Source organism: Nonomuraea thailandensis (genome assembly GCF_024172165.1).
Lineage (GTDB): Bacteria > Actinomycetota > Actinomycetes > Streptosporangiales > Streptosporangiaceae > Nonomuraea > Nonomuraea thailandensis.
The window spans coordinates 5,403,568-5,424,175 of the sequence record NZ_JAMZEB010000002.1 but is presented as its reverse complement, the minus strand read 5'-3'; the positions used below and the strand labels follow the sequence as shown (position 1 = coordinate 5,424,175).

At 73.4% G+C, this 20,608-nt stretch carries 17 protein-coding genes and 1 pseudogene; 11 read left to right on the top strand and 7 right to left on the bottom strand.

Going from position 1 to position 20,608, the window contains the following annotated elements:
* Window positions 1-174 precede the first annotated feature (174 nt).
* From HD597_RS28530 to HD597_RS28520, 3 genes are all read left to right on the top strand, one after another.
* Window positions 175-942 carry a bestrophin-like domain gene (locus HD597_RS28530; protein WP_253745935.1) on the top strand — a complete coding sequence of 256 codons (768 nt, stop codon included), beginning with the start codon at window positions 175-177 and terminating at the stop codon, window positions 940-942.
* A 2-nt stretch (window positions 943-944) separates the two neighbouring features.
* Window positions 945-1,769, top strand: a complete 825-nt coding sequence (locus HD597_RS28525; protein ID WP_253745934.1) for a hypothetical protein — start codon at window positions 945-947, stop codon at window positions 1,767-1,769.
* 151 nt (window positions 1,770-1,920) lie between these two features.
* Window positions 1,921-2,682 carry a phosphotransferase gene (locus HD597_RS28520; protein WP_253745933.1) on the top strand — a complete coding sequence of 254 codons (762 nt, stop codon included), beginning with the start codon at window positions 1,921-1,923 and terminating at the stop codon, window positions 2,680-2,682.
* On the opposite strand, the gene HD597_RS28515 is transcribed toward HD597_RS28520, so the two are convergent.
* The 3 genes from HD597_RS28515 to HD597_RS28505 are packed head-to-tail and all read right to left on the bottom strand — an operon-like array spanning window position 2,672 to window position 5,805.
* Window positions 2,672-3,574, bottom strand: a complete 903-nt coding sequence (locus HD597_RS28515; RefSeq protein ID WP_253745932.1) for a carbohydrate ABC transporter permease — start codon at window positions 3,572-3,574, stop codon at window positions 2,672-2,674. The genes HD597_RS28520 and HD597_RS28515 overlap by 11 nt on opposite strands.
* Window positions 3,575-3,577: 3 nt before the next feature.
* Window positions 3,578-4,489, bottom strand: a complete 912-nt coding sequence (locus tag HD597_RS28510) for a carbohydrate ABC transporter permease (protein WP_372513412.1) — start codon at window positions 4,487-4,489, stop codon at window positions 3,578-3,580.
* Window positions 4,486-5,805: an extracellular solute-binding protein gene (locus HD597_RS28505; RefSeq protein WP_253745931.1), complete on the bottom strand. Its 1,320-nt coding sequence runs from the start codon at window positions 5,803-5,805 to the stop codon at window positions 4,486-4,488. Before HD597_RS28505 ends, HD597_RS28510 begins: the two co-directional genes overlap by 4 nt.
* A 410-nt stretch (window positions 5,806-6,215) precedes the next feature.
* Between HD597_RS28505 and HD597_RS28500 the strand changes: the two genes are divergently transcribed.
* The 6 genes from HD597_RS28500 to HD597_RS28475 all read left to right on the top strand — a co-directional run bounded on the left by HD597_RS28500 (window position 6,216) and on the right by HD597_RS28475 (window position 15,262).
* On the top strand, window positions 6,216-8,720 hold the full coding sequence (locus HD597_RS28500) for a glycoside hydrolase family 3 N-terminal domain-containing protein (RefSeq protein WP_253745930.1): 2,505 nt from the start codon (window positions 6,216-6,218) through the stop codon (window positions 8,718-8,720).
* Entirely contained in the window at window positions 8,704-9,726 is a 1,023-nt protein-coding gene (locus HD597_RS28495) for a LacI family DNA-binding transcriptional regulator (RefSeq protein WP_253745929.1), read from the top strand. The genes HD597_RS28500 and HD597_RS28495 overlap by 17 nt, the downstream gene beginning before the upstream one ends.
* An 88-nt stretch (window positions 9,727-9,814) precedes the next feature.
* Window positions 9,815-10,873: an NAD(P)-binding domain-containing protein gene (locus HD597_RS28490; protein WP_253745928.1), complete on the top strand. Its 1,059-nt coding sequence runs from the start codon at window positions 9,815-9,817 to the stop codon at window positions 10,871-10,873.
* Between the two features lie 161 nt (window positions 10,874-11,034).
* Window positions 11,035-12,753: a serine/threonine-protein kinase gene (locus tag HD597_RS28485; protein WP_253745927.1), complete on the top strand. Its 1,719-nt coding sequence runs from the start codon at window positions 11,035-11,037 to the stop codon at window positions 12,751-12,753.
* A gap of 92 nt (window positions 12,754-12,845) precedes the next feature.
* Entirely contained in the window at window positions 12,846-13,862 is a 1,017-nt protein-coding gene (locus HD597_RS28480) for a coiled-coil domain-containing protein (protein ID WP_253745926.1), read from the top strand.
* 143 nt (window positions 13,863-14,005) lie between these two features.
* Window positions 14,006-15,262 (top strand): iron-containing redox enzyme family protein, encoded by a 1,257-nt coding sequence (locus HD597_RS28475; protein ID WP_253745925.1) that lies wholly within the window; start codon window positions 14,006-14,008, stop codon window positions 15,260-15,262.
* A 49-nt stretch (window positions 15,263-15,311) separates the two neighbouring features.
* On the opposite strand, the gene HD597_RS28470 is transcribed toward HD597_RS28475, so the two are convergent.
* Window positions 15,312-16,052 carry a class I SAM-dependent DNA methyltransferase gene (locus HD597_RS28470; RefSeq protein WP_253745924.1) on the bottom strand — a complete coding sequence of 247 codons (741 nt, stop codon included), beginning with the start codon at window positions 16,050-16,052 and terminating at the stop codon, window positions 15,312-15,314.
* Between the two features lie 153 nt (window positions 16,053-16,205).
* On the opposite strand from HD597_RS28470, the pseudogene HD597_RS66960 reads away from it, so the two are divergent.
* Window positions 16,206-16,328: pseudogene (locus tag HD597_RS66960) on the top strand (hypothetical protein); the annotation flags it as partial.
* Here HD597_RS66960 and HD597_RS28465 read toward each other — a convergent pair.
* Complete coding sequence (locus HD597_RS28465; protein ID WP_253745923.1) at window positions 16,292-17,356, bottom strand: glycosyltransferase family 2 protein; 1,065 nt, start codon at window positions 17,354-17,356, stop codon at window positions 16,292-16,294. The pseudogene HD597_RS66960 and the gene HD597_RS28465 overlap by 37 nt on opposite strands.
* Window positions 17,357-17,507: 151 nt before the next feature.
* On the opposite strand from HD597_RS28465, the gene HD597_RS28460 reads away from it, so the two are divergent.
* Window positions 17,508-18,047 (top strand): hypothetical protein, encoded by a 540-nt coding sequence (locus HD597_RS28460; RefSeq protein WP_253745922.1) that lies wholly within the window; start codon window positions 17,508-17,510, stop codon window positions 18,045-18,047.
* 68 nt (window positions 18,048-18,115) lie between these two features.
* Here HD597_RS28460 and HD597_RS28455 read toward each other — a convergent pair whose 3' ends face one another.
* Window positions 18,116-19,615: a sugar ABC transporter ATP-binding protein gene (locus tag HD597_RS28455; protein ID WP_253745921.1), complete on the bottom strand. Its 1,500-nt coding sequence runs from the start codon at window positions 19,613-19,615 to the stop codon at window positions 18,116-18,118.
* A 65-nt stretch (window positions 19,616-19,680) separates the two neighbouring features.
* Entirely contained in the window at window positions 19,681-20,481 is an 801-nt protein-coding gene (locus HD597_RS28450) for a DeoR/GlpR family DNA-binding transcription regulator (protein WP_253745920.1), read from the bottom strand.
* Window positions 20,482-20,608: the final 127 nt, after the last annotated feature.

Sequence of the window (20,608 nt, the reverse complement as noted above, 5' to 3'; positions counted from 1 at the left end):
CGGCTGCGGAGCCGTGCCCGGCCGGGGCCGGGGCCGCGCGGATCACGGGGCCGCGCGATGCCGGGCCCGGCCGTGGCGCTTGCCCGGGACTTTACCTTTCAGGCCCTCACGCCATCATTGCGCTGTGTGATAGTAATGTGACACTGCGTATCCGAACAGATCCGGGAGATCTTCATGGTGGCGTACATCCTCTCGATCTTGGCGGCGGTGGGCGCGGTGGCGCTCACCGCGCTGCTGTTCAGGCGGGTGAAGACGGCCGGCGAGGACCGTGACCCCAACGGCCCGTCGGCCGCGCACGCCGGCGCGATGTTGTCGGCCATGTTCCTGCTCGTGTTCGCCATCGCGATCATCGTTCCCTGGACCACGGCCGACGCCGCCAGGCTCAACACCCACGCCGAGAGCCAGGCCTCGGTGGACGCCTACTGGGCCGCCTCGGGGCTGCCGGGCTCCGCGCCCGAGGAGGTGCGCAGGTCGCTGCGCGACTACGTGTCCTTCGTGGTCAGGGACGAGTGGCCGCTCATGGCCGGCGGGCGCATGCATCCCGTCGGCGACGAGCGCATGGACGACCTGCGCGGGCGGGTCAACGCGCTGCAGCCGGGCGACGACGAGGAGGAGGACGCCAAGGCGACCGTGCTGGAGCACGTCAGCGCCATCTCCACGGCCCGCGCGCAGCGCACCGCCGACGCCGGCGCCGCGCCGCCCGACGGGCTGCTGTTCCTGACGGTCCTCACCGGGGTGCTGGTCGTGGTCTTCCCGTTCCTGGCCGGGGCCAGGCCGCGCGGGCCGGCCATGCTGCCGCTGGTGGCGACGGCGGCGCTGATCGGGTTCGGCACCTACCTGACGTGGGACATCTCCCGCGCCTTCGACGGGCCGCTGGCCGTCGGGCCGGAGGCGTTCCGTGGGGCGCTGGAGGAGTTCACGCGGATCAGCGGGGGGATGTGACCGTGGGCGTCAGGCGCGCGCCCCTGCTGCTCGCCGCCACCCTCGCGCTGGCCGCCGCGGCCGGCCCGGCCGCGGCCGGCCCCGAATCGCTGACCGGCCTGACCCCGGCGGCCGAGTGGAGCGCTGTGTCCGCGCAGGGGCTGTTGCCCGAGCGGGCGGCGGGCCGCCGTTCCGGGCCGGAAGGCGTGCGGGCGGCGGCCCGGCGTTCCGGGCCGAAGGGCGTGCGGGCGGTGGCCTCGCTTTCCGTGCCGGTCGGGGCGCGGGCGGGGGCTCCGCGGGCGGTGCCGATGGCGGGGCGGGTGCCGCCGCCGCGGGCGGTGCCCGAAGCGGGCAAGGTGCCGTCGCCGCGGCCGGTGCCGCGGGTGTCCGTACGCAGGCCCGAGCCGCCCAGGAGGGTCACCGTCGGCCCCACGGTGAAGGTCCCGCGGGTGATGACGCGGCGGTCGCCCGGCCCCAAGGTGTCGATCTCGATGCCGCGCGCCAAGCGGCGGGCGGCGCCCGAGGTCACGGTGCCGCAGGTGACGGTCTTCCCCGACGGCGTGTGCGCGGGCGGGGTCGTGCTGGGGGAGTGCCCCCGCGGCCGGCCGCGGGCGGCGGAGCCGAGGGCCGTCGCCCCGCCCGTGGTGCCGGTCCGCGTGCTGCCGCCGCCCACGCCGGCCCCGACCCCGACGCCCACCCCCAGCGCGACGCCCTCGGCCCGGCGGCACGTCCGGCAGGCCGAGCCGCCCGGCCGCCGGCGCAACCCGATGAACACCGTCCTGCTCACCGTCGTGCTGGTGACGGCGATCACCTCCACGACGGCCGTGGCGTTCCGGGCGCGCCGGTGATCACTCCGGTGCGCTGAGCCCCTTCGTGAGGGTCCCGTCCGCACGTCTCCGGCGGCGCTCCCGTCCGGCCCGTACGCCTGCGACGCCGGGAAAAGGGGGCGCGGAGCCCGGAGGCGTCGTGGCACACTGACCCGGCGATCGAGGAGGTGCGGTGCCCGAGGAAGAGGTGCTGACGGGTGGCGGCGTCAACCACGTGGTGCGGGCGGGCGACACCGTACGCCGCCCGCCGGGCCCCTGGACCCCGGCCGTGCACGCGCTGCTGCGGCACCTGGAGGCCCGCGGGTTCACCGGCGCCCCGAGGAGCCACGGCCTCGACGAGCGGGGGCGGGAGGTCCTCGACTTCGTGCCGGGGCAGACGGCCGACTACCCGCTGCCCGGCTGGGTGCGCACGGACGAGGTGCTGGCGGCCGTGGCCCGGCTGCTGCGCGACTACCACGACGCCACGGTGGGCCTGCCGCACCAGGACGTCTGGTACTTCCCGCCGGTCGAGCCGGCCGAGGTGATCTGCCACGGCGACGTGGCCACGTACAACTGCGTGTTCAGGCAGGGCAGGCCGGTCGCGTTCATCGACTTCGACACGGCGCATCCGGGGCCGCGCGTCTGGGACGTGGCGTACGCGGCCTACCGGTTCGTGCCGCTGCACGATCCGGGTGACGGCGACGGGATCCCGGTGGCGGAGCAGGCGCGGCGGCTACGGCTGTTCGCCGACGCGTACGGGCTCGACGAGGCCGGCAGGCAGGCACTGGTGCGGACCGCGATCAGGCGCCTGGAGCACCTGGTCGGCTTCATGCGCGAGCGTGCCGCCGCGGGCGACGCGGCCTTCGCCGGCCACGTCGCCCGCGGCGACGATCGTTTCTACGAGCTGAACATCGAGCACCTGCGCCGCCACGAGAGCGCTCTCACTACTTGCTGAAGCCCGCGGTCAGCCCGCTGAGGAGCTGGCGGCGGCCGACCACGTACAGGATGAGGATGGGCAGCGTGGTCAGCACGACGGAGGCCAGCACGGCGGGCACGTTGATGCTGTACTCCTCCTGGAAGGACCACAGCGCCAGCGGCAGCACGCGCTTGTCCGGGGTCTGCGTGAGCACCAGCGGCAGCAGGAACCCGTTCCAGATGTGCAGCGCGTTGTAGATCGTGACGGTCACCACGGCCGGGCGGACCAGCGGGAACGCCAGCCGCCAGAGCATCGCGCGCTCGGTCGCGCCGTCGATCCGCATCGACTCGAACAGCTCCTTCGGCACGTCCCTGATGAAGTTCGACAGGACCAGCACCGACAGGGGGATCGCGAACGCGATCGACGGCAGGATCATCGCCATCAGCGAGTCGTACAGGCCGAGCTGGATGATGATCAGGTAGACCGGGATGATCGTGGCCTGCAGCGGGATGGCCAGCCCCATGAGGAACAGCGAGTTCGTCCAGCGCAGCAGCCTGCTCCTGCCGCCGCGCACGATCGCGTAGGCCGCCATGAAGCTGACCGCCACGGCCGGCACCACGGCGCCGATGGTGACGATGACGCTGTTGACGAAGTACTGCACGAAGTCCGACTCGATGACCAGCCGGTAGTTCGCCAGCGTCGGCTCCGACGGCAGGGCGAACGGGTTCTCCAGGTAGTACCTCGACTGGGACTTGAAGCTGGTGATGACGATCCAGTAGATCGGCACGACCACGATCACCAGCCACAACACGCTGGTCAGCCCGGCCAGGTAGTTGGGCCGCTCCTTGCCGCGCGAGGTGACGCGGCGGTGGCGCGGGTCGGCCCTGGCGGTTTCGAGGTGCTCCGGGGCCCTGGTGGGGACGGTCGTCATGCGTCAGGCCCCTTCTAGCTGGCTGTGGCTGGAGTCGCGCCCGCCGAGCCTGCGCAGCAGCAGCGAGAGGGCCAGGCCGACGAGGACGAGGACGATCGCGATCACGCTGGCCGGGCCCATGAGGTTGGCCATGAAGCCGCGCTTGTACATGTCGACCGCGAGCACCCGGGTGGCGTCACCGGGGCCGCCGGCCGTCAGCACGAAGATCAGGTCGAACAGCGTCAGCGAGCCGACCACCATCAGCGTCGAGGACGTGATGACCGTGTACTTGAGCTGCGGCAGCGTGATGCTGAAGAACCTGCGCACCCGGCCCGCGCCGTCCAGCTCCGCGGCCTCGTACATCGAGCGGGGGATCTGGCGGATGGCGCCCTGGTAGATCAGCGAATGGAACGGGATGTACTGCCACGACACCACGAAGATCACCACGCTGAAGGCGAGCACCGGGTCGCCCAGCCAGTCCTGGATCAGGATGTCGATCCCCAGGCCCGCGCCCAGCCCGAAGTTCGGGTCGAGCAGCGCCTTGTACGTGATCGCCAGGGCGGCCGAGCTGAGCAGCAGCGGGACGAAGAACACCACCGACAGGACCGCCCGGTAGCGCTGGTGCCCGGCCAGGAACGCGCCCATCAGGATGCTCGCCGGTGTCTGGACCGCCCACGACACGGCCATGAGGAGGAAGGTGACCCAGAGCGCGTGCGGCAGGCCGGGATCGCTCAGGATCGTGACCCAGTTGCTGAGGCCGGCGAGGCTCATCGCCCCGATCCCGTCCCACGTCACGAAGCTCAGAGCGAGCACGCCGATCAGCGGGATGATGGCGAAACCGAGGAAGAACACCAGCGCCGGGACGGTCATCCACGCGAGGGAGCCGCCACGGCCCGCCTTGGAGGCGGGCCTGGCGGCCGTGGCGGTCGCGCTCACTTGCCGATGACCGCGTTCATGTTCGTGGCGAACTCCTGCGGCGAGATCGACAGCTGGAACAGCTTGGAGATGTTGTCCAGCAGCACCTCGGCGGCCGTCGGGCTGAGCGCCTGGTCCCACGACTGTCCGAAGGACTTGGCGTTGACGGCGATGTTGTAGACGAAGGTCAGGAAGTCCTTGTCCTTGGAGGTAGCGAAGTGCGCGTCCGCGCCCTTGAGGATCGGGACGGCGCCCGTCCCCACCCACTCCTTGGCCGAGGTGTCGTCGATCAGCGCGCCGGAGAAGAACTTCTTGGCGATCTCCTTCTGCTCGGGCGTGGCCTTGGAGGAGATGGACATGTACTGGCCGGGGTTGCCGACCGTGTTGCCGGGGTCGCCCTTGCCGCCGTCGACCGGCGGGAAGTTCATGTAGCCGAGGTTGCCGCCGGAGACGAAGTCGCCGCCGTCGGTGGACATGCTGCCGTACGTCCAGCCGCCGTGCAGCATCATCGCGGCCTTGCCGGTGTACAGCAGCGCCTGGTCGGCGTTGGAGTCGGCGGTGATCGAGGAGAAGCCCTTGACGAACCCGTCGGCCTTGACCAGCTTCTGCACCTCGCCCAGAGCCTGGATCGCGAGCGGGTTGTTCCAGGCGTCCTTCTCGCCGTCGAACACGGCCTGGAAGATCTCGGGGCCGCCGATGCGGTCGAAGAGGAACTCCAGCCACATCATGTTCGTCCAGCGGGACTGGCCGCCGAGGGAGAACGGCGCGATGCCCTTGGCGTTGAACTTGGGCACCAGGTCCAGGATGTCGCCCCACGTCTGGGGCGGCTGGGCGCCGATCTTGTCGAAGGCCCGCTTGTCGTAGTACAGGACGATGGGCTGCAGGGTCTCGCACGGCATCGCGTAGATCTTGCCGTCGACGGTGGCCGCGCCGAAGGCGGAGGGGAACAGCTTGTCCTTCACGGCCGGGTTCTGGTCGAACCACGAGGTCAGGTCCTCGACCTGGCCCGCCTGCACATAGCTGCGCAGGCCGCCGCCGCCCCAGCCCCAGATCAGAGTGGGGGCCTGGCCGGCGCCGATGGCCGTCTTGATCTTCGTCTTGAACGCGTCGTTCTGGAAGGTCGTGCCTTCGATCTTCGCGTTGGGGTTGGCCTGGTTGTGCCGCTCCATGGTCCTGGTGCGCACGCCCTCCTGGGGCTGCGTCGACAGGTACCAGTACGTGGCGCTGTTGCCGCCGCCACCACCGGTGGTGGCGTTCCCGCCGCCGCCACCGGCGCCGGTCTGGGTGGGTCCTGTGCCGCCGCAGGCGGCGAGTGCTGCTCCGAGGGGGACACCCATGGAGACGAGGCTGAGGAAATTGCGGCGAGAGGTTGTCCTGGACTCCACGCTGATCTCCGTACTTGTATGCCGCGGGCTGGGGTTCGCGGCTCGTTGATCACTGCATGCGATGGCCGGCGGCCGTGGATCGGCATCGTCGCGATGCCACTTTCCACTCCTCCTAAAGTCAGCTCATCGAAACATTTTCGACATGACCGCGGGGTTCGCCAATCTAGGTTTCGGCAATAAAGGTGTCAAGACCTTGTCGATCAGGAAACCTCTGGATTTCCTGGAGCTCACGTGTAAGGTAACGTCGCGCCAACCTTCACCAGGTCCGCGGCACGGTGGAAGGTTCGCGCCAAGGTGGCCCACCGGTGTCGAAACATTTCGAAAACTTACGGCAGCACCGCACCTTTTAAGGAGCGCAGTACATGACGGCTCTTGATCGGACCCCGACGGCGGAGCGGGCACTGCGCCCGTGGCAGGACCCGGCGCTCGCCGTGGCCGACCGAGTCGATGCCCTCCTTGCGGAGATGACCCTTGAGGAGAAGATCGGCCAGCTCGGCAGCCGGTGGCTCGGCAACGACATGAGTCACGACGCGTCCGAGACCGGGCCGGAGCCCGGCGCCGAGCCGCTCAACGTGGCGCCGATGCAGGACGTGTTCGCCGCCTCGGGGACGGTGCCGCTGGAGGAGGCCGTCCGCCACGGGCTGGGGCACCTGACCCGCGTGCACGGCAGCGCCCCCGTCACCCCGGCGCAGGGCGCGGCAGAGGTGGTCCGCCTGCAGCGCGCCGTCGTCGAGGCGTCCCGGCACGGCATCCCCGCGATCGTGCACGAGGAGTGCCTGACCGGCTTCACCGCCTACGGCGCCACCGTCTACCCTGCGGCCATCGCCTGGGCCGCCACGTTCGACCCCGGGCTGGTCGAGCGGATGGCCGCCGCCATCGGCCGCGACATGCGGGCCGTGGGCGTGCACCAGGGGCTGTCTCCCGTGCTGGACGTGGTGCGCGACTACCGGTGGGGGCGCGTCGAGGAGACCATGGGCGAGGACCCGTACCTCGTCGGCACGCTCGGCGCCGCCTACGTGCGCGGCCTGGAGGGCGCCGGCGTCATCGCCACGCTCAAGCACTTCGCCGGCTACTCCGCCTCGCGCGCCGCGCGCAACCACGGCCCCGTGCCCATGGGCCGGCGCGAGCTGATGGACATGATCCTGCCGCCGTTCGAGACCGCCATCGCGCTGGGCGGGGCCCGCTCGGTGATGAACTCCTACGCCGACGTGGACGGCGTCCCGGCGGGGGCCGACCCGTGGCTGCTGACCGAGGTGCTGCGCGAGGAGTGGGGGTTCACCGGCACCGTCGTCTCCGACTACTGGGCCGTCCCGTTCCTGGCCACCATGCACCTGGTCGCCGCCGGCCCGGAGGAGGCCGGCGCGCTGGCGCTCGGCGCGGGCATCGACGTCGAGCTGCCCGACACGCTCGGGTTCGGGCAGCACCTGGCCGAGCGGGTGCGGCGGGGCGAGCTGTCCGAGGCCCTGGTGGACCGGGCGGCACGCCGCCTGCTCACGCAGAAGGCGCAGCTCGGCCTGCTCGACCCCGGCTGGACGCCGGAGGGCTCGGTCGCCGGGGCCGGGGCCGTGGACCTCGACTCGCCCGCCAACCGCGCCCTGGCCAGAGAGCTCGCCGAGCGGTCGATCATCCTGCTGGACGCCGGGAACGTGCTGCCGCTGCTCGGCGAGGACTCCGCTGCGGGAGCACCCGCGAGCACGGGTGCGGACATGAGCGCGGGCGCCGGAACGAGCGCGGACGAGCGGCGCACGGCGCCGCGCCGCGTGGCCGTGGTCGGGCCCGCCGCGCACGACCCGCGCACGTTCATGGGCTGTTACGCCTTCCCCAACCACGTGCTGCCCCGCCACCCCGGCCTCGGCCTCGGCGTCGAGGCGCCCACCGTGCTCGACGCGCTCACCGCCGAGCTGCCCGGCGCGCAGATCAGCTACGCCAAGGGCTGCGAGGTGCGGGGCGAGGACCGCTCGGGCTTCGACGGCGCGGTGGCCGCCGCCCGCGACGCGGACGTGTGCGTGGCCGTGGTGGGCGACCTGGCGGGCCTGTTCGGCCAGGGCACGTCGGGGGAGGGCTGCGACGCCGACGACCTGCGGCTGCCCGGCGTGCAGGCCGACCTGCTCGCCGAGCTGGCCGCCACCGGCACGCCGCTGGTCGTGGTCGTCGTCTCGGGCCGCCCGTACGCGCTAGGCGAGGTGCACGCGTACGCCGCCGCGCTGGTCCAGGCGTTCATGCCCGGCGAGGAGGGCGGCGCCGCCATCGCCGGGGTGCTGTCCGGCCGCATCCAGCCCGTGGGCCGGCTGCCTGTGCAGATCCCCCGCGGCCCCGGCGGCCAGCCCGGCACCTACCTGCAACCCCCGCTGGGCACCGACAGCCACGGCATCAGCAACCTCGACCCGACGCCGCTGTTCCCCTTCGGGTACGGCGCCTCCTACACCGCCTTCGAGGTGACCGGCCTGCGCCTGAGCCACGAGGAGGTGCCCACCGACGGCGAGTTCACCGCGACGGTCACCGTGCGCAACACCGGCGGCCGGGCCGGGGAGGAGGTCGTCCAGCTCTACCTGCACGACGTCCTCGCCCAGGTCACCAGGCCCGTGCGGCAGCTCACCGGTTACGCGAGGGTGCGGCTGGAGCCGGGCGAGAGCGCCGAGGTGTGCTTCCACGTGCACGCCGACCGCACCGCGTTCACCGGCCGCGACCTGCGCCGCGTCGTCGAGCCGGGTGACGTCGAGGTGCTCGCGGGCACGTCGGCGGCGGACCTGCCGTGCCGCGGCGTCGTACGATTGACCGGCCCGTCCAGGCACGTCGGCCACGACCGGCGGCTCGTCACCCCCGCCGAGGTGCGGGGGCGAGGGGGTGCGGATGCCATCCAGTCCTAGACGCGCCACGCTGGCCACGGTCGCGGCCTCGGCCGGGGTGTCGGTCGCGACCGTCTCCAAGGTGCTCAACGGCCGCAGCGACGTCTCGCCCGCCACCCGCTCGCTGGTGCAGTCGCTGCTGCAGCAGCACGACTACGTCGCGCCGGCGCCCCGCCGCGAGCCGCCCGGGCTGGCCACGGTCGAGCTGCAGTTCGACGCCGACCTGAACGCGTACTCCACCGAGATCATCCAGGGCGCGGTGGCCGCCGGGGCGGAGGCCGGGGTCGGGATCGTCGTCAGCATCAGGAGCGGCACCGCCCGCACCACCGCCTGGGCGCGCGGCCTCGTCGCGGCCGGGCGGCGGGCGCTGATCGCCGTCACCGGCCAGCTCACCTCCGGGCAGCCGGCCGCGCTGGCCAGGGCGCGGCTGCCGCTCGTCCTCATCGACCCGCTCAACCTGCCGCGCACCCAGGTCACCAGCATCGGCTCCACCAACTTCGCCGGCGGCCTGGCTGCCACCCAGCACCTGCTCTCGCTCGGGCACCGGCGCATCGCCTACATCGGCGGGCCGGCCACCGCGGGCTGCAACCAGGCGCGGCTGCACGGATACCGGGCGGCCATGGAGTCGGAGGGGGCGCCGGTGCTGCCCGGGTTCGTACGCTCGGGGCACTTCCGCTACCACGACGGGATGGTCGGCGGGGCGGCGGTGCTCGACCTGCCGCACGCCCCCACGGCCATCTTCGCCGGCTGCGACGAGGTGGCCGTGGGCATCATGGAGGCGGCGCGGGCGCGGGGGCTGCGGATCCCCGAGGACCTGAGCGTCGTGGGGTTCGACGACACGCAGATCGCCCAGCTCACCTCGCCGCCGCTGACGACCGTCCGGCAGCCGCTGCGCGAGATGGGCGGGGTGGCGCTGCGCACGGCGCTGCGGCTGGCGGCCGGGGAGAGGGTGGACTCCCATCACGTGGAGCTGGCGACGGAGCTGGTGGTGCGCGGCTCGACCGCCCCGGTGCCGCGCCTGGCCTGAGCCCGCCGGCCCGGCCCCACCACCGTCGCACGCGCCGGGCCGCCGCCAGGCGGGAAGAGGCGGCGGCCGATCACGGTTGCAGCCTGTCGTGGAGCTGAGCGAGGCCGTGATCATCGGCGCCGGGCAGGCAGGGCTGTCGAGCGCCTACTTCCTGCGCCGGTACGGCATCGAGCCGGTCGTGCTGGACGCCGGGCAGGGCGCGGGAGGTGCCTGGCGCCACCGCTCGCCCACGCTCACCATGGAGAAGGTGCACGGTGTCTTCGACCTGCCCGGCGTGCCGCAGCAGGAGGCCGGCGGGGACGGCGGGCGGCCCGCCGCCGAGGTGGTGCCCGCCTACTACGCCGCGTACGAGAGCGGCACCGGCCTGAGCGTGATCCGCCCCGTCAGGGTCACCGCCGTACGGGAGGGCGCGGCCGGGCGCCTGGCGGTCGGGACGGACGCGGGGGAGTGGGCGGCCAGAGCCGTGATCAACGCCACAGGCACCTGGACCAGGCCGTACTGGCCGTACTACCCGGGCGCCGCGCGCTTCGCGGGGCGGCAGCTGCACTATGCCGCGTACCGGGGGCCGGAGGAGTTCGCCGGGCGCGGCGTGGTCGTGGTGGGCGGCGGGGCCTCGGCGATGCACGTGCTGTCCGAGCTGGCGGGGGTGGCGGCCGCCACCTTCTGGGTCACCCGCAGGCCGCCCGTCTTCAGGGACGACGACTTCGGCCTGGACGCCAGGCGGGAGGCCGTGGCCCGGGTGGACTCCCGCGTGCGCGCGGGCCTGCCGCCCCAGAGCGTCGTCAGCGTCACCGGCCTCACCTACAGCGCCGTCGTCCGCGAGGCGATGGCGAAGGGCGTGCTGAACCGGCTGCCGATGTTCGAGCGCCTCGTGGAGGACGGGGTGTCGTGGGCCGACGGCACCCGCCTGGCCGCCGACACCATCGTCTGGGCCACCGGCTTCCGCGCGGCCCTCGACCACCTCGCCCCGCTGCGCCTGCGCGAGCCCGGCGGCGGCATCCGCGTGGACGGCACCCAGGTCGTCAAGGAGCCCCGCCTCCAGCTCGTCGGCTACGGCCCCACGGCCAGCACGATCGGCGCCAACCGGGCCGGCCGCACGGCCGCCGCCAACGTGCGCGCGCTGCTGTCCGGCCGCCTCGCCGCCTGACGGAACCGCGGTTTCCGCGGAGCCGCAAATCTACTATCGGCGATAGTGAGAATACCGATTGCGACAGTGCGCCGGTTACTCGCGCGAAGGGCCTCGACACGGGCGGTGACGCCGGGATAGCGTCCTGACATACGGATCTTTATCGGCTCAGGAGGTCCCGCATGGAGGTTCCCGGCTACACGGAGATCCGGGAGCTCGGCCATGGAGGGACCGGCCGGGTGATGCTCGCCGTCCGCGAGTCCGACGGCATGGCCGTCGCGATCAAGCACTTATCCGACCCGTTACGCGAGGACACCGCCTTCGTCGCCAGGTTCCGCTCCGAGGCCCTGGTGATCCGCGAGATCGACAGCCCGCACACCGCCCGCGTGCTCGACTACCTGGAGTCCGGCGACGACGCCGTCATCGTCATGGAGCTGGTGGAGGGCGTCACGCTGCGGCGGCTGCTGGAGCACGAGGGCGCGACCGGCGCCGAGGCCGCCCTCGCCGTGCTGAAGGGCGCGCTGCTCGGCCTGGCCGAAGCGCACCGGCACGGCGTCGTGCACCGCGACTTCAAGCCCGAGAATGTCATGATCACCCAGGACGGCGACAGCAAGCTCGTCGACTTCGGCGTGGCCGCGCACGTCGGCGAGACCGCCGAGCTGTCGGGCACCCCCTCCTACATGGCCCCCGAGCAGTGGGACGACGCCCCCGCCGGGCCGCAGACCGACGTGTACGCCGCCGCCCTGGTCTTCTACGAGTGCCTGACCGGCCACCGCGCCTTCCACGCCGAGAACGTAGCCGCCCTGGCCTACCAGCACCAGCACGTGCCGCCCCCGATGGAGGACGTCGAGGAGCCGCTGCGCCCGCTGGTCGAGCACGGCCTGGCCAAGGACCCGGCGGACCGGCCCGAATCGGCGGAGGCGTTCCTGGAGGAGCTGGAGGAGGCGGCGCGCGGCGTGTACGGGAACGACTGGGAGCTGCGCGGGCGGACCGGGCTCGGCATCCTGACCCTGCCGCTGGCCGCGCTGCTGCCCAGGCCGCAGGCGACCGCCGACGCGGGCGGCGCCACCAGCATGTTCCACAACACGCTCTCGCCCGTCGGCAAGCTGGCGGTGACCGGCGGGCTGGTCATGACGACCGCGGCGGCGGTGGTGTCGGCGTTCGTGATCCTGGGCGGCGGGCCCGGGCAGGAGAGCGGGACGGCCCTGCCGCCCGCCGCCTCCGCCCCGCCGTCCTTCGGACCGTCCACCCTGCCGCCCGCCCTGCCGTCCACCCTGCCGCCCACCACAGTGCCGGGCTCGCCGACGCCGGAGGAGCCGGTCCCCACGTCGGGCGAGCCGATCGTGGTGACGCCGCCCCTCACGTACGGCGCGCCGCCGACCTTCGCGCCCACCCCCGGTGGGCCGTCCGGGACCGGGCAGCCCACCGGCGGGCCGTCCACCCGTGAGCCCACGCGCGAGCCGACCCGCGAGCCGACCCGGGAGCCGACGGGCCAGCCGACGGGCCAGCCGACGGGGACCGGCGCGCCCGCGCCGAGCACCCGTCCGCCCGCCACCTCGCCCCCGGACGACGACCCGCCCGGCGACCCTCCGGGCAACGGCGAGAACCCGCCCGCCACCACCCAGGCCCCGACGACCCGCGCCCCCGACCCCGAGCCCGCCCCCACCAGGCCGAAGGAACCGCTCATCTCGATCTCGGTCAGCGTGTCGCTCGGCCTGCCGGTGCTCGGCGGCGACGGCGACGGGCTGGTGGACGCCGACGTCGGACTGGGGGTCGGCTCCAGCCTGCTGGGCCTGATCGTGGTGCCCGGCTCGGCGCTGGCCGGCCGGCAGATCGTGGCCCGCAGAGTACGCAGAAGCCGCGAAGCGGAAATAGCCGAAGTTGCGCGCAAGGATGGGTGATCCTCTACTATCGTGCGTCGAATAGAGGGCATTCCGCCGGTCTGATTACTTCATGACCGGAATCCGCCCTGCGGCTCGGGCTAAGGAGAAGCGTGGCGGTTGCGTCCTCCGCCGTCCGGTTGCGCCCTGCCCGGGCCTGCGCCGCCGGGCTGCGCCGCGGCTGCGCCGTCGCGGTCGCCGCGATGCTGCTGCTCGCCGCCGCTCCGGCGCGGGCCGAGCCCAAGCCCACCGTCAAGCAGCTCAAGAAGGAGCTGACGACGCTGCAGAAGGACTCCGACAAGCTCATCACCGAGTACTACAACAGCCGCCTCGCCCACCAGAAGGCGGAGCGGGCCGAGAAGGCGGCCAAGGAGAAGCTGGCCGCGGCCCAGGAGGTCTACGACCGGCACTCCACCGAGCTGCGCTCCATGGCCGTCGCCCGCTACGTCGGCGGCGACCCCGGCCCGATGGACCTGCTCGCCGGCGACCAGGACCCCGCCACGCTGCTCAGCCGGATGGCGCTGACCCAGCACGTGATCGACGAGGAAGAGGCCATGCTCCGCGGCTACGCCGAGGTCAGGGACGCCCGCGGGCGGGCCGAGCAGGAGGCCGCCGACCGCGCCGAGGAGCTGGAGGGCACGGTCGGTGACCTGGAGGAGCGCAAGGAGAAGGCCGAGAAGCAGATCGAGAAGATCAAGGACAGGATCGACCAGCTCTACACGGCCCCCGGGATCCGGCGGCCCGACGGCACCTGGGTCCCGCAGCTGCCCCAGGGGGCCGACAACATCACGCCCCGGATGGCGCTGGTCAAGAAGCTCATCCAGGAGAGGTTCGAGGTGCCGTACGGGATCGGGTGCTACCGCGCGATCCAGGACGGCGGCGAGCACCCGCTCGGGCGGGCCTGCGACTTCATGCTGAGCCGGGGCGGCGCGTTCCCGTCCGCGGCCGAGCAGAGGCGCGGCGACCAGATCTCCGCCTGGGCGATCAAGAACGCCAAGCGGCTGGGGATCATGTACGTGATCTACCGTCAGCGCATCTGGCACGTCAGGACCGGCGGGTGGCGCACCATGTCCGACCGCGGCGGCGCGACGGCCAACCACTACGACCACCCGCACATCTCGGTCTACTAGCCGCGCCCCGCCTGACCAGCGGGTTTGCGCCGCCTGATCGCGGGCACTCGCTGGGTGCGAGAAGGGGGGCCACTCGTGAGAACGGCTGTTGCCGGGGACGGGCGCGGCCGCGCGGGGGAGCCGGCGGCGGGCGGGGGCCCGCCATGAGGCTCCCGGCGGCGCGCGGGCCCGTCACCGCGATGCTCTTCGCCCGGCTGACCCGCCCACCGGAGGACCGGCCGCCTCCGCTGGACCCGGCGCTGCTGGACGCGACGCTCCCTCACCTGCACCGGCCGGACGCCCTACCGCCGGGTGCGGCGCGGCCGGGTGCGGCGGGACCGGATGCGGCGGGACCGGATGCGGCGGGACCGGATGCGGCGGGACCGGATGCGGCGGGACCGGATGCGGCGGGGCCGCTCCTGGACCGCGCCGGAGCCGTCCTGGCCGACTGCGACTTCCAGCTCGCCTTGTTCGCCTGCTACGAGCTGCACTACCAGGGCTTCGACGACGTGGACGACCGCTGGGAGTGGGATCCGGCGCTGCTGGCCGCCAGGGCGGTGCTGGAGCGGCGGTTCGAGGAGGCGCTCGCACGCGCCGTGCCGCGCCCGTACCTCGACGGCCCGCAGGGGGTGCGGCGCGCGCTCAACGAGCTGGTCGCCGCGGACGACGGCCCGTCGCTGTCCGGGTTCCTGGCACGCAGGGCCGACCTGCGCCAGTTCAGGGAGTTCGTCATCCACCGGTCGATCTACCACCTGAAGGAGGCCGACCCGCACACCTGGGCGATCCCCCGGCTGGCGGGCGGGCCGAAAGCCGCGCTGGTGGAGATCCAGGCCGACGAGTACGGCGGTGGCCGCCGCGAGCGCATGCACTCCGAGCTGTTCCGCGCCACCATGCGCGGCCTCGGCCTGGACGACTCCTACGGCGCCTACCTGGACCGGGTGCCGGGCGTCACGCTCGCGATCTCCAACGTCATGTCCCTGTTCGGCCTGCACCGGCGGCTGCGCGGCGCCCTGGCCGGGCACCTGGCCGCGCTGGAGATGACCTCCTCCCTGCCGAACCGCCGCTACGGCGACGGGCTGCGCCGGCTCGGTGGCGACGCCGGCACCGTCCGCTTCTACGACGAGCACGTGCAGGCCGACGCGGTGCACGAGCAGATCGCGGCCCACGACCTGTGCGCCGGCTTCGCCGCCGCCCACCCGTCCCTCGCCGGAGACGTCCTGTACGGCGCCGCGTGCGCGCTGGAGCTGGAGCGCCGGTGGGCGGGGCACGTGCTGGCCTGCTGGGAACGCGGGGCCACCTCGCTGGCCGGGCCGCCGGACGCGAACCGCGCCGAGCCCCGCGCCGAGCCCTGCACCGAGGCCCGCCCCGCCCCGCCCGCAGCCGAGTCCGGCCGGCCCGCGACCGCCCGGACCGGCCGCTAGCAGGCCAGGCCGGCCGGTGGCGAGAGGACGGGCGGCTGCCGGGAGGCGGTCAGCCGGGTGGGAGGCGGTAGACGGTGACGTGGGTCCGGCTGTCGTCGGCGAACGGCGTCCTGTTCCAGTCGGACCACCGGTGCTCCCGCTCCATCCCCGCCAGCCGCCCCATCAGGTCGAGCTCCGCCGGCCAGGCGTAGCGATGGTTGGCGGGCAGCAGCCGCACCCCCTCGGCGGTCAGCCGCACCTTCGTGGTGGCCATGAGCTGCTCGGCGGGCGAGATCCTGGCCGCCTCCGCGACCACCACGTCATGGCCGAGGGCCAGCAGCCGCAGCGAGGCGCCGCGGTGGAAGGCCGCGGGGTCGGGCACCCACGCCTCCACCACGAACCTCCCGCCCGGCCGCAGGTGGGCGGCCGCGTTGCGGAAGCAGGCGACCTGCGCGTCCTGCGAGGGCAACGCGAAGATCGTGTTCGTGGTGAGCGCGACCAGGCTGAACAGCCCGTCGACCCTCGTGGTGGCGAAGTCGCCCACGGCCACCTGGAGGTGCTCGCCGCCCGGCTTGGCCCGCAGGACGGCCACCATGTCGGGGGAGCCGTCGATGCCGGCCACCGTCACCCCGCGCGCGGTCAGCGGCAGCGCCAGCCGCCCCGTGCCGATGCCGAACTCCAGCACGGGCCCGCCGTCCGCCAGCAGGTGGAGCAGCTCCACCGTCGCCTCGGTGGGCAGGTGCTCCACGGTCTCGTCGTAGATGTCGGAGATGCTCCGCCCGTAGGCCGACGGGTCGAACGGGGAGGCCATCACCGCACCCCCACGCCGGAGCGGGACGGGACGGATGATCGGCGCACGGCGGCTCCTCGCGTTGACGGCGGGGGCCACGGAGTCTGGTACCCGTCCGGCTCGCGGGCCAACCTCGCAGGTGAACGGGTGTTCCTGAGGGGAAGGGGGAGGAGCATGTCGCATCGGGAGGATGACAGGGTGACGGTGACGCCGTGCGAGGACGGCCCGCTGCTGCTGCGGGGGCCGTTCGAGCTGGTGACTCAGGGCGGCGAGCCGATCCCCGCGGACCGGGCCACCGTCGCGCTGTGCCGCTGCGGCCTCTCGTCGGAGAAGCCCTTCTGCGACGGCTCGCACAAGGCGGCCGGGTTCCGCGCCGCCAGCGAGCCCGACCGGCGCAGCCACCGCACGGAGTGAGCCGCCCGCCGGAGCCTGCGCCCGGCGTACGGCACGCCGCCGCACAGCGCCGCCCCCAGGGCCAGCCAGCTGCAGGTGGCCCGCTCCAGCACCCAGACGGGAGCGAACAGCGCCGCGGTGCGCGGGAAGACGCGCCCGCCGCCCGCCCTGCGCCGCCCGACCTCCGCGAGCGCCACGGCCACGCCCGCGCCGGCGGCCACGGGGCCGTACCTGCGGCGCAGCACGCAGCCGGCCACGGCGGGCAGCACGGACAGGAACAGCGCCATGCGCGCGGGCTGCGCCAGGTCGTCGTAGGCCTGGCGGACGCGCTGGCTCCAGAAGCGCGCGGCGCCGGGCGGCAGGCGCGGCACGTAGAGGTCGAGGGGCCGCAGCTCCTTGCCGCCGTGCGCGCGGACGGTGCGGATCAGCTCCAGGTTCTCGAACAGCACATCCCCGTCGTAGCCGCCCATCCGGGCGAAGAATGAGCGGCGCACGCCCAGCGTGCCGGGGTAGTCGGCGCCGAAGGCGCGGTTGAGCAGGGTCCTGGCGGTGTCCCAGCGGGCGTGCCACGGGGAATGGGAGAAGTGGTTCTGCGGGCGGACCAGGTCGGCGCCGGCCAGCAGGGCGTCCATCCTGGCCAGGGCGCACCCGTCGTAGCGCACGTCGTCGTCGGCGATGACGACGTGCTCGGCCGTGGCCAGGCGCAGGCCGGTGATCACCCCGTTGACCTTGCCGTTGGCGAAGCGCAGGTCGCGAGCCGGCCGGACGTGCGCCGCCAGCCCGCGCCAGGCGGCGGCGTGCCGTTCGAACAGCTCCTGGGGTGAGCCGTCCACGACGATGACCCGCGCGTGACGGCGCAGCTCGCGCAGGTAGGCGGTCAGCTCGCCGAGGCCGGAGTCGTTCTCCCAGCGCAGGGGCAGCACGTAGTCCATCGGCGCCCTCCGTCGTCGAAACCCGATCGGTAACAGAAAGCTACCTTGTAATTGCTGAGAGTAATCGTGATGGTGGTGCAGGAAACATCGTTCGTGGCAGGTGAGCGCGGCTGAACCCCCGCACGCCTGCCCATCCGGGAGGAGCCCCCTTATGTCCGTCCTCACCAAGACCCTGTCCGCCGTCGCCGCCCTCGGCCTGGCCGCTGTCGCCGTGGCGGTCACGCCGGGCAGCGCCCAGGCGGCGGTCTCGATCTCCTGCCAGGCCTCCGGCAGCACGTCCTTCAGCCCCGGCGTCCAGGCCGTGCCGATGAACCAGCAGATCAGCTACCGCGGTGACAGCCGGACGTGCGCCGACCACAGCGGCTCCGGCATCCGCTCGGCCCGCATCACCGCCGACCTGCACGACATCGAGCTGGGCTGCGTGGCCAGCAGCGGCGGCACCGGCAGCGGGTCGGCCACCATCCAGTGGGAGCCCGGCGGGCAGTCCAGCGAGGTCGACATCACCGTCGACAGCTCGGTGCTGGCCACCGGTCAGGTGTCCGGCACCGTGACCAGGGGGCCGTTCGAGGGGCAGCGGTTCACGGGCGAGTTCGAGACCTCGCTGGTCCGCGGCGCCTTCGACTGCTCCGTCGGAGCCTTCGCGGGCGGTGTGCGCAGGGGTAACTTCACGGGTCGGTTCACCATCGGCTGACCTCGCGCGGGCGCGGACGGCCGGCCGTCCGCGCCCCGCTGCCGGTCCGTCCGAGGGTCGGCCGGGCGTCAGTCCCTGGCGAGGGCGGTCAGCAGGCGGTCCTCGGTGACCTCGGGGCCGGTGAGCTGGTCGGTGATGGCGCCGTCCCTGAGCACGACCACGCTGTCGCAGTTCTCGACCAGCTCGGCCACGTCCGAGGAGATCAGCAGGATGGCCAGGCCGTCCACGGCCAGCTCGTCGAGCAGCGCCTGCATCTCCAGCTTGGTCGCCACGTCCACGCCCCTGGTGGGCTCGTCCAGCAGCAGCACCTTCGGATGCATGGCCAGCCACCTGGCCAGCAGCACCTTCTGCTGGTTGCCGCCCGACAGCTCGCCGGCCGGCTGGCGGGGCGAGACCGCCTTGATGCCCAGCCGCCGCATGAACGTCGCCACGATGCTGTCCACCTGCGTGTCCGACACGATCCCCGCCCGCGACAGGCGGGGCAGCGCGGCCAGGGCGATGTTGTCGCGCACCGACAGGGTCGGCACGATGCCCTCGGTCTTCCTGTTCTCCGGCACCAGGCCGATCCCGGCGCGCACGGCGCTCCTGATCGACCACTTGCGCGCCTGTGCCGACGAGCGGCCCGCCACCGTGACCTGGCCCGCGTCCACCGGCAGCACGCCCGCGATGGCGCGCGCGGTCTCGCTGCGCCCGGCGCCGAGCAGGCCGCCCAGGCCGACGACCTCGCCGGCCCGCATCTCCAGCGACACCCCGTCGAGCATGTGGTGGCGGGTCAGGCCCTTGGCCTCCAGGACCGGCGCGTCGGCGGGCACGTCCGGCTCGCCCGCCTGTGGCGCGGCCTGCACCGGGTGGAAGGGGCGGCCGAGCATGAGCGAGACCAGCCGCAGCCGGTCGAGCCCGGCCAGCGGGCCCGTGTGCACGACGCGGCCCTCGCGCAGCACCGTGACGCGGTCGCAGATCCCGTACAGCTCCTCCATGCGGTGCGTGACGTAGATGACCGAGCGGCCCTGCTCGCGCAGCCGGGCGACGGCGGCGAACAGGGTCTCCAGCTCGGCGTGGTCCAGCGCCGTGGTGGGCTCGTCCATGATGACCAGCCGGGCGTCGGCGGAGGCGGCCCGCGCCAGCGCGACGATCTGGCAGGCGCCCTCGCCCAGCGACCCGAGCGGGCGGCGCACGTCCACCTCCAGCCCGTACGCGGCCAGCACCTCCTCGGCGCGGGCGTGCACGGCCGCCGTGTCGATCAGCCCGAGCCGGCCCCTCGGCTCCCTGCCGAGCAGCAGGTTGCGGGCCACGCTCATGGTCGGGACGAGGTTCGTCTCCTGGTGGATCGTGGCGATCCCGGCCCGCCTGGCGTCGGCCGGCCCGGCGAACCCGACCGGCTCGCCGAGCAGGCGCAGCTCGCCCGCGTCGGGCTGGTGGACGCCCGACAGCACCTTCACGAGAGTGGACTTGCCCGCGCCGTTCCCGCCGACCAGGGCGTGCACCTCGCCGGCGCGCACCGACATGGTGACGTGGTCGAGGGCGGTGACACCCTGGAACGCCTTGAGAACGCCAGCGACCTGTAGCACGGTTGCCTCCGCCTCGATCGTGATCGAGAAAGGAAACGTTCCAGTAACGGGCTTGTCACATTCGATCAGAACTGGGCGACATGCAGTCGCACGCCGCGCGCGCTCAGATCGTCGAGCACGTCGCGGGGCGCGGCGTCGTCGGTGACCAGGTGGTCGATGCGGTCGGGCGGCACCGTCTGCACCATGGTGTCGACGCCGACCTTGGTGTGGTCGGCCAGCACCACGACCTCCTCGGCCGCCGCCGCCAGCGCCCGGTCGACGCCCGCCACCTGCATGTTGGGGGTGGACAGGCCGCGCTCGGCGCTCAGGCCGTTGCCCGAGATGAAGGCCCTGCGCACGCGCAGCCCGGCCAGCGACTGCTCGGCCGCGCTGCCCACCAGGGCCAGGATCGGGCCGCGCAGCGTGCCGCCGGTCAGCATCACCTCGATGCGCGGCGAGCCGGCCAGCACCTGCGCGACCAGCAGCGAGTTGGTGACCACGGCCAGCTCGGAGTGCCTGGTCAGGCGGCGGGCGAACTCCTGCGTGGTGGTGCCGGGGCCGATCACGATGGCGTCGCCGTCCTCGACGAGCGCGCCGGCCAGGTCGGCGATGGCGGCCTTCTCGGCGGCCTCCAGCGAGACCTTGTGCGCGTAACCGGCCTCGCGCGACAGCTCGCCGGGCAGGGTGGCGCCGCCGTGGTGGCGGTTGAGCAGGCCCTCCGACTCCAGCGCGCGCAGGTCACGGCGGACGGTGACCTCGGAGGAGTGCACCGCCTGGGCCAGCTCGCGCAGCGACACGGCGCCGTTGGCACGCACCAGCTCCAGGATGCGCTGCCGGCGCTCGGCGGCGAACACGGGCCTGCGTCCGTCACTCTGCGTGTCGCTCACGACCCGATCATAGTCGATCGGGCAACCGGCGGGGTTCACGTGTGATCGATCGAGAACGAAGCCGATCGACGCGTGCCCACCGCGTCCCGGCAGGACGGTCTCTGGACAGGACGCGCCCGGCAAATTA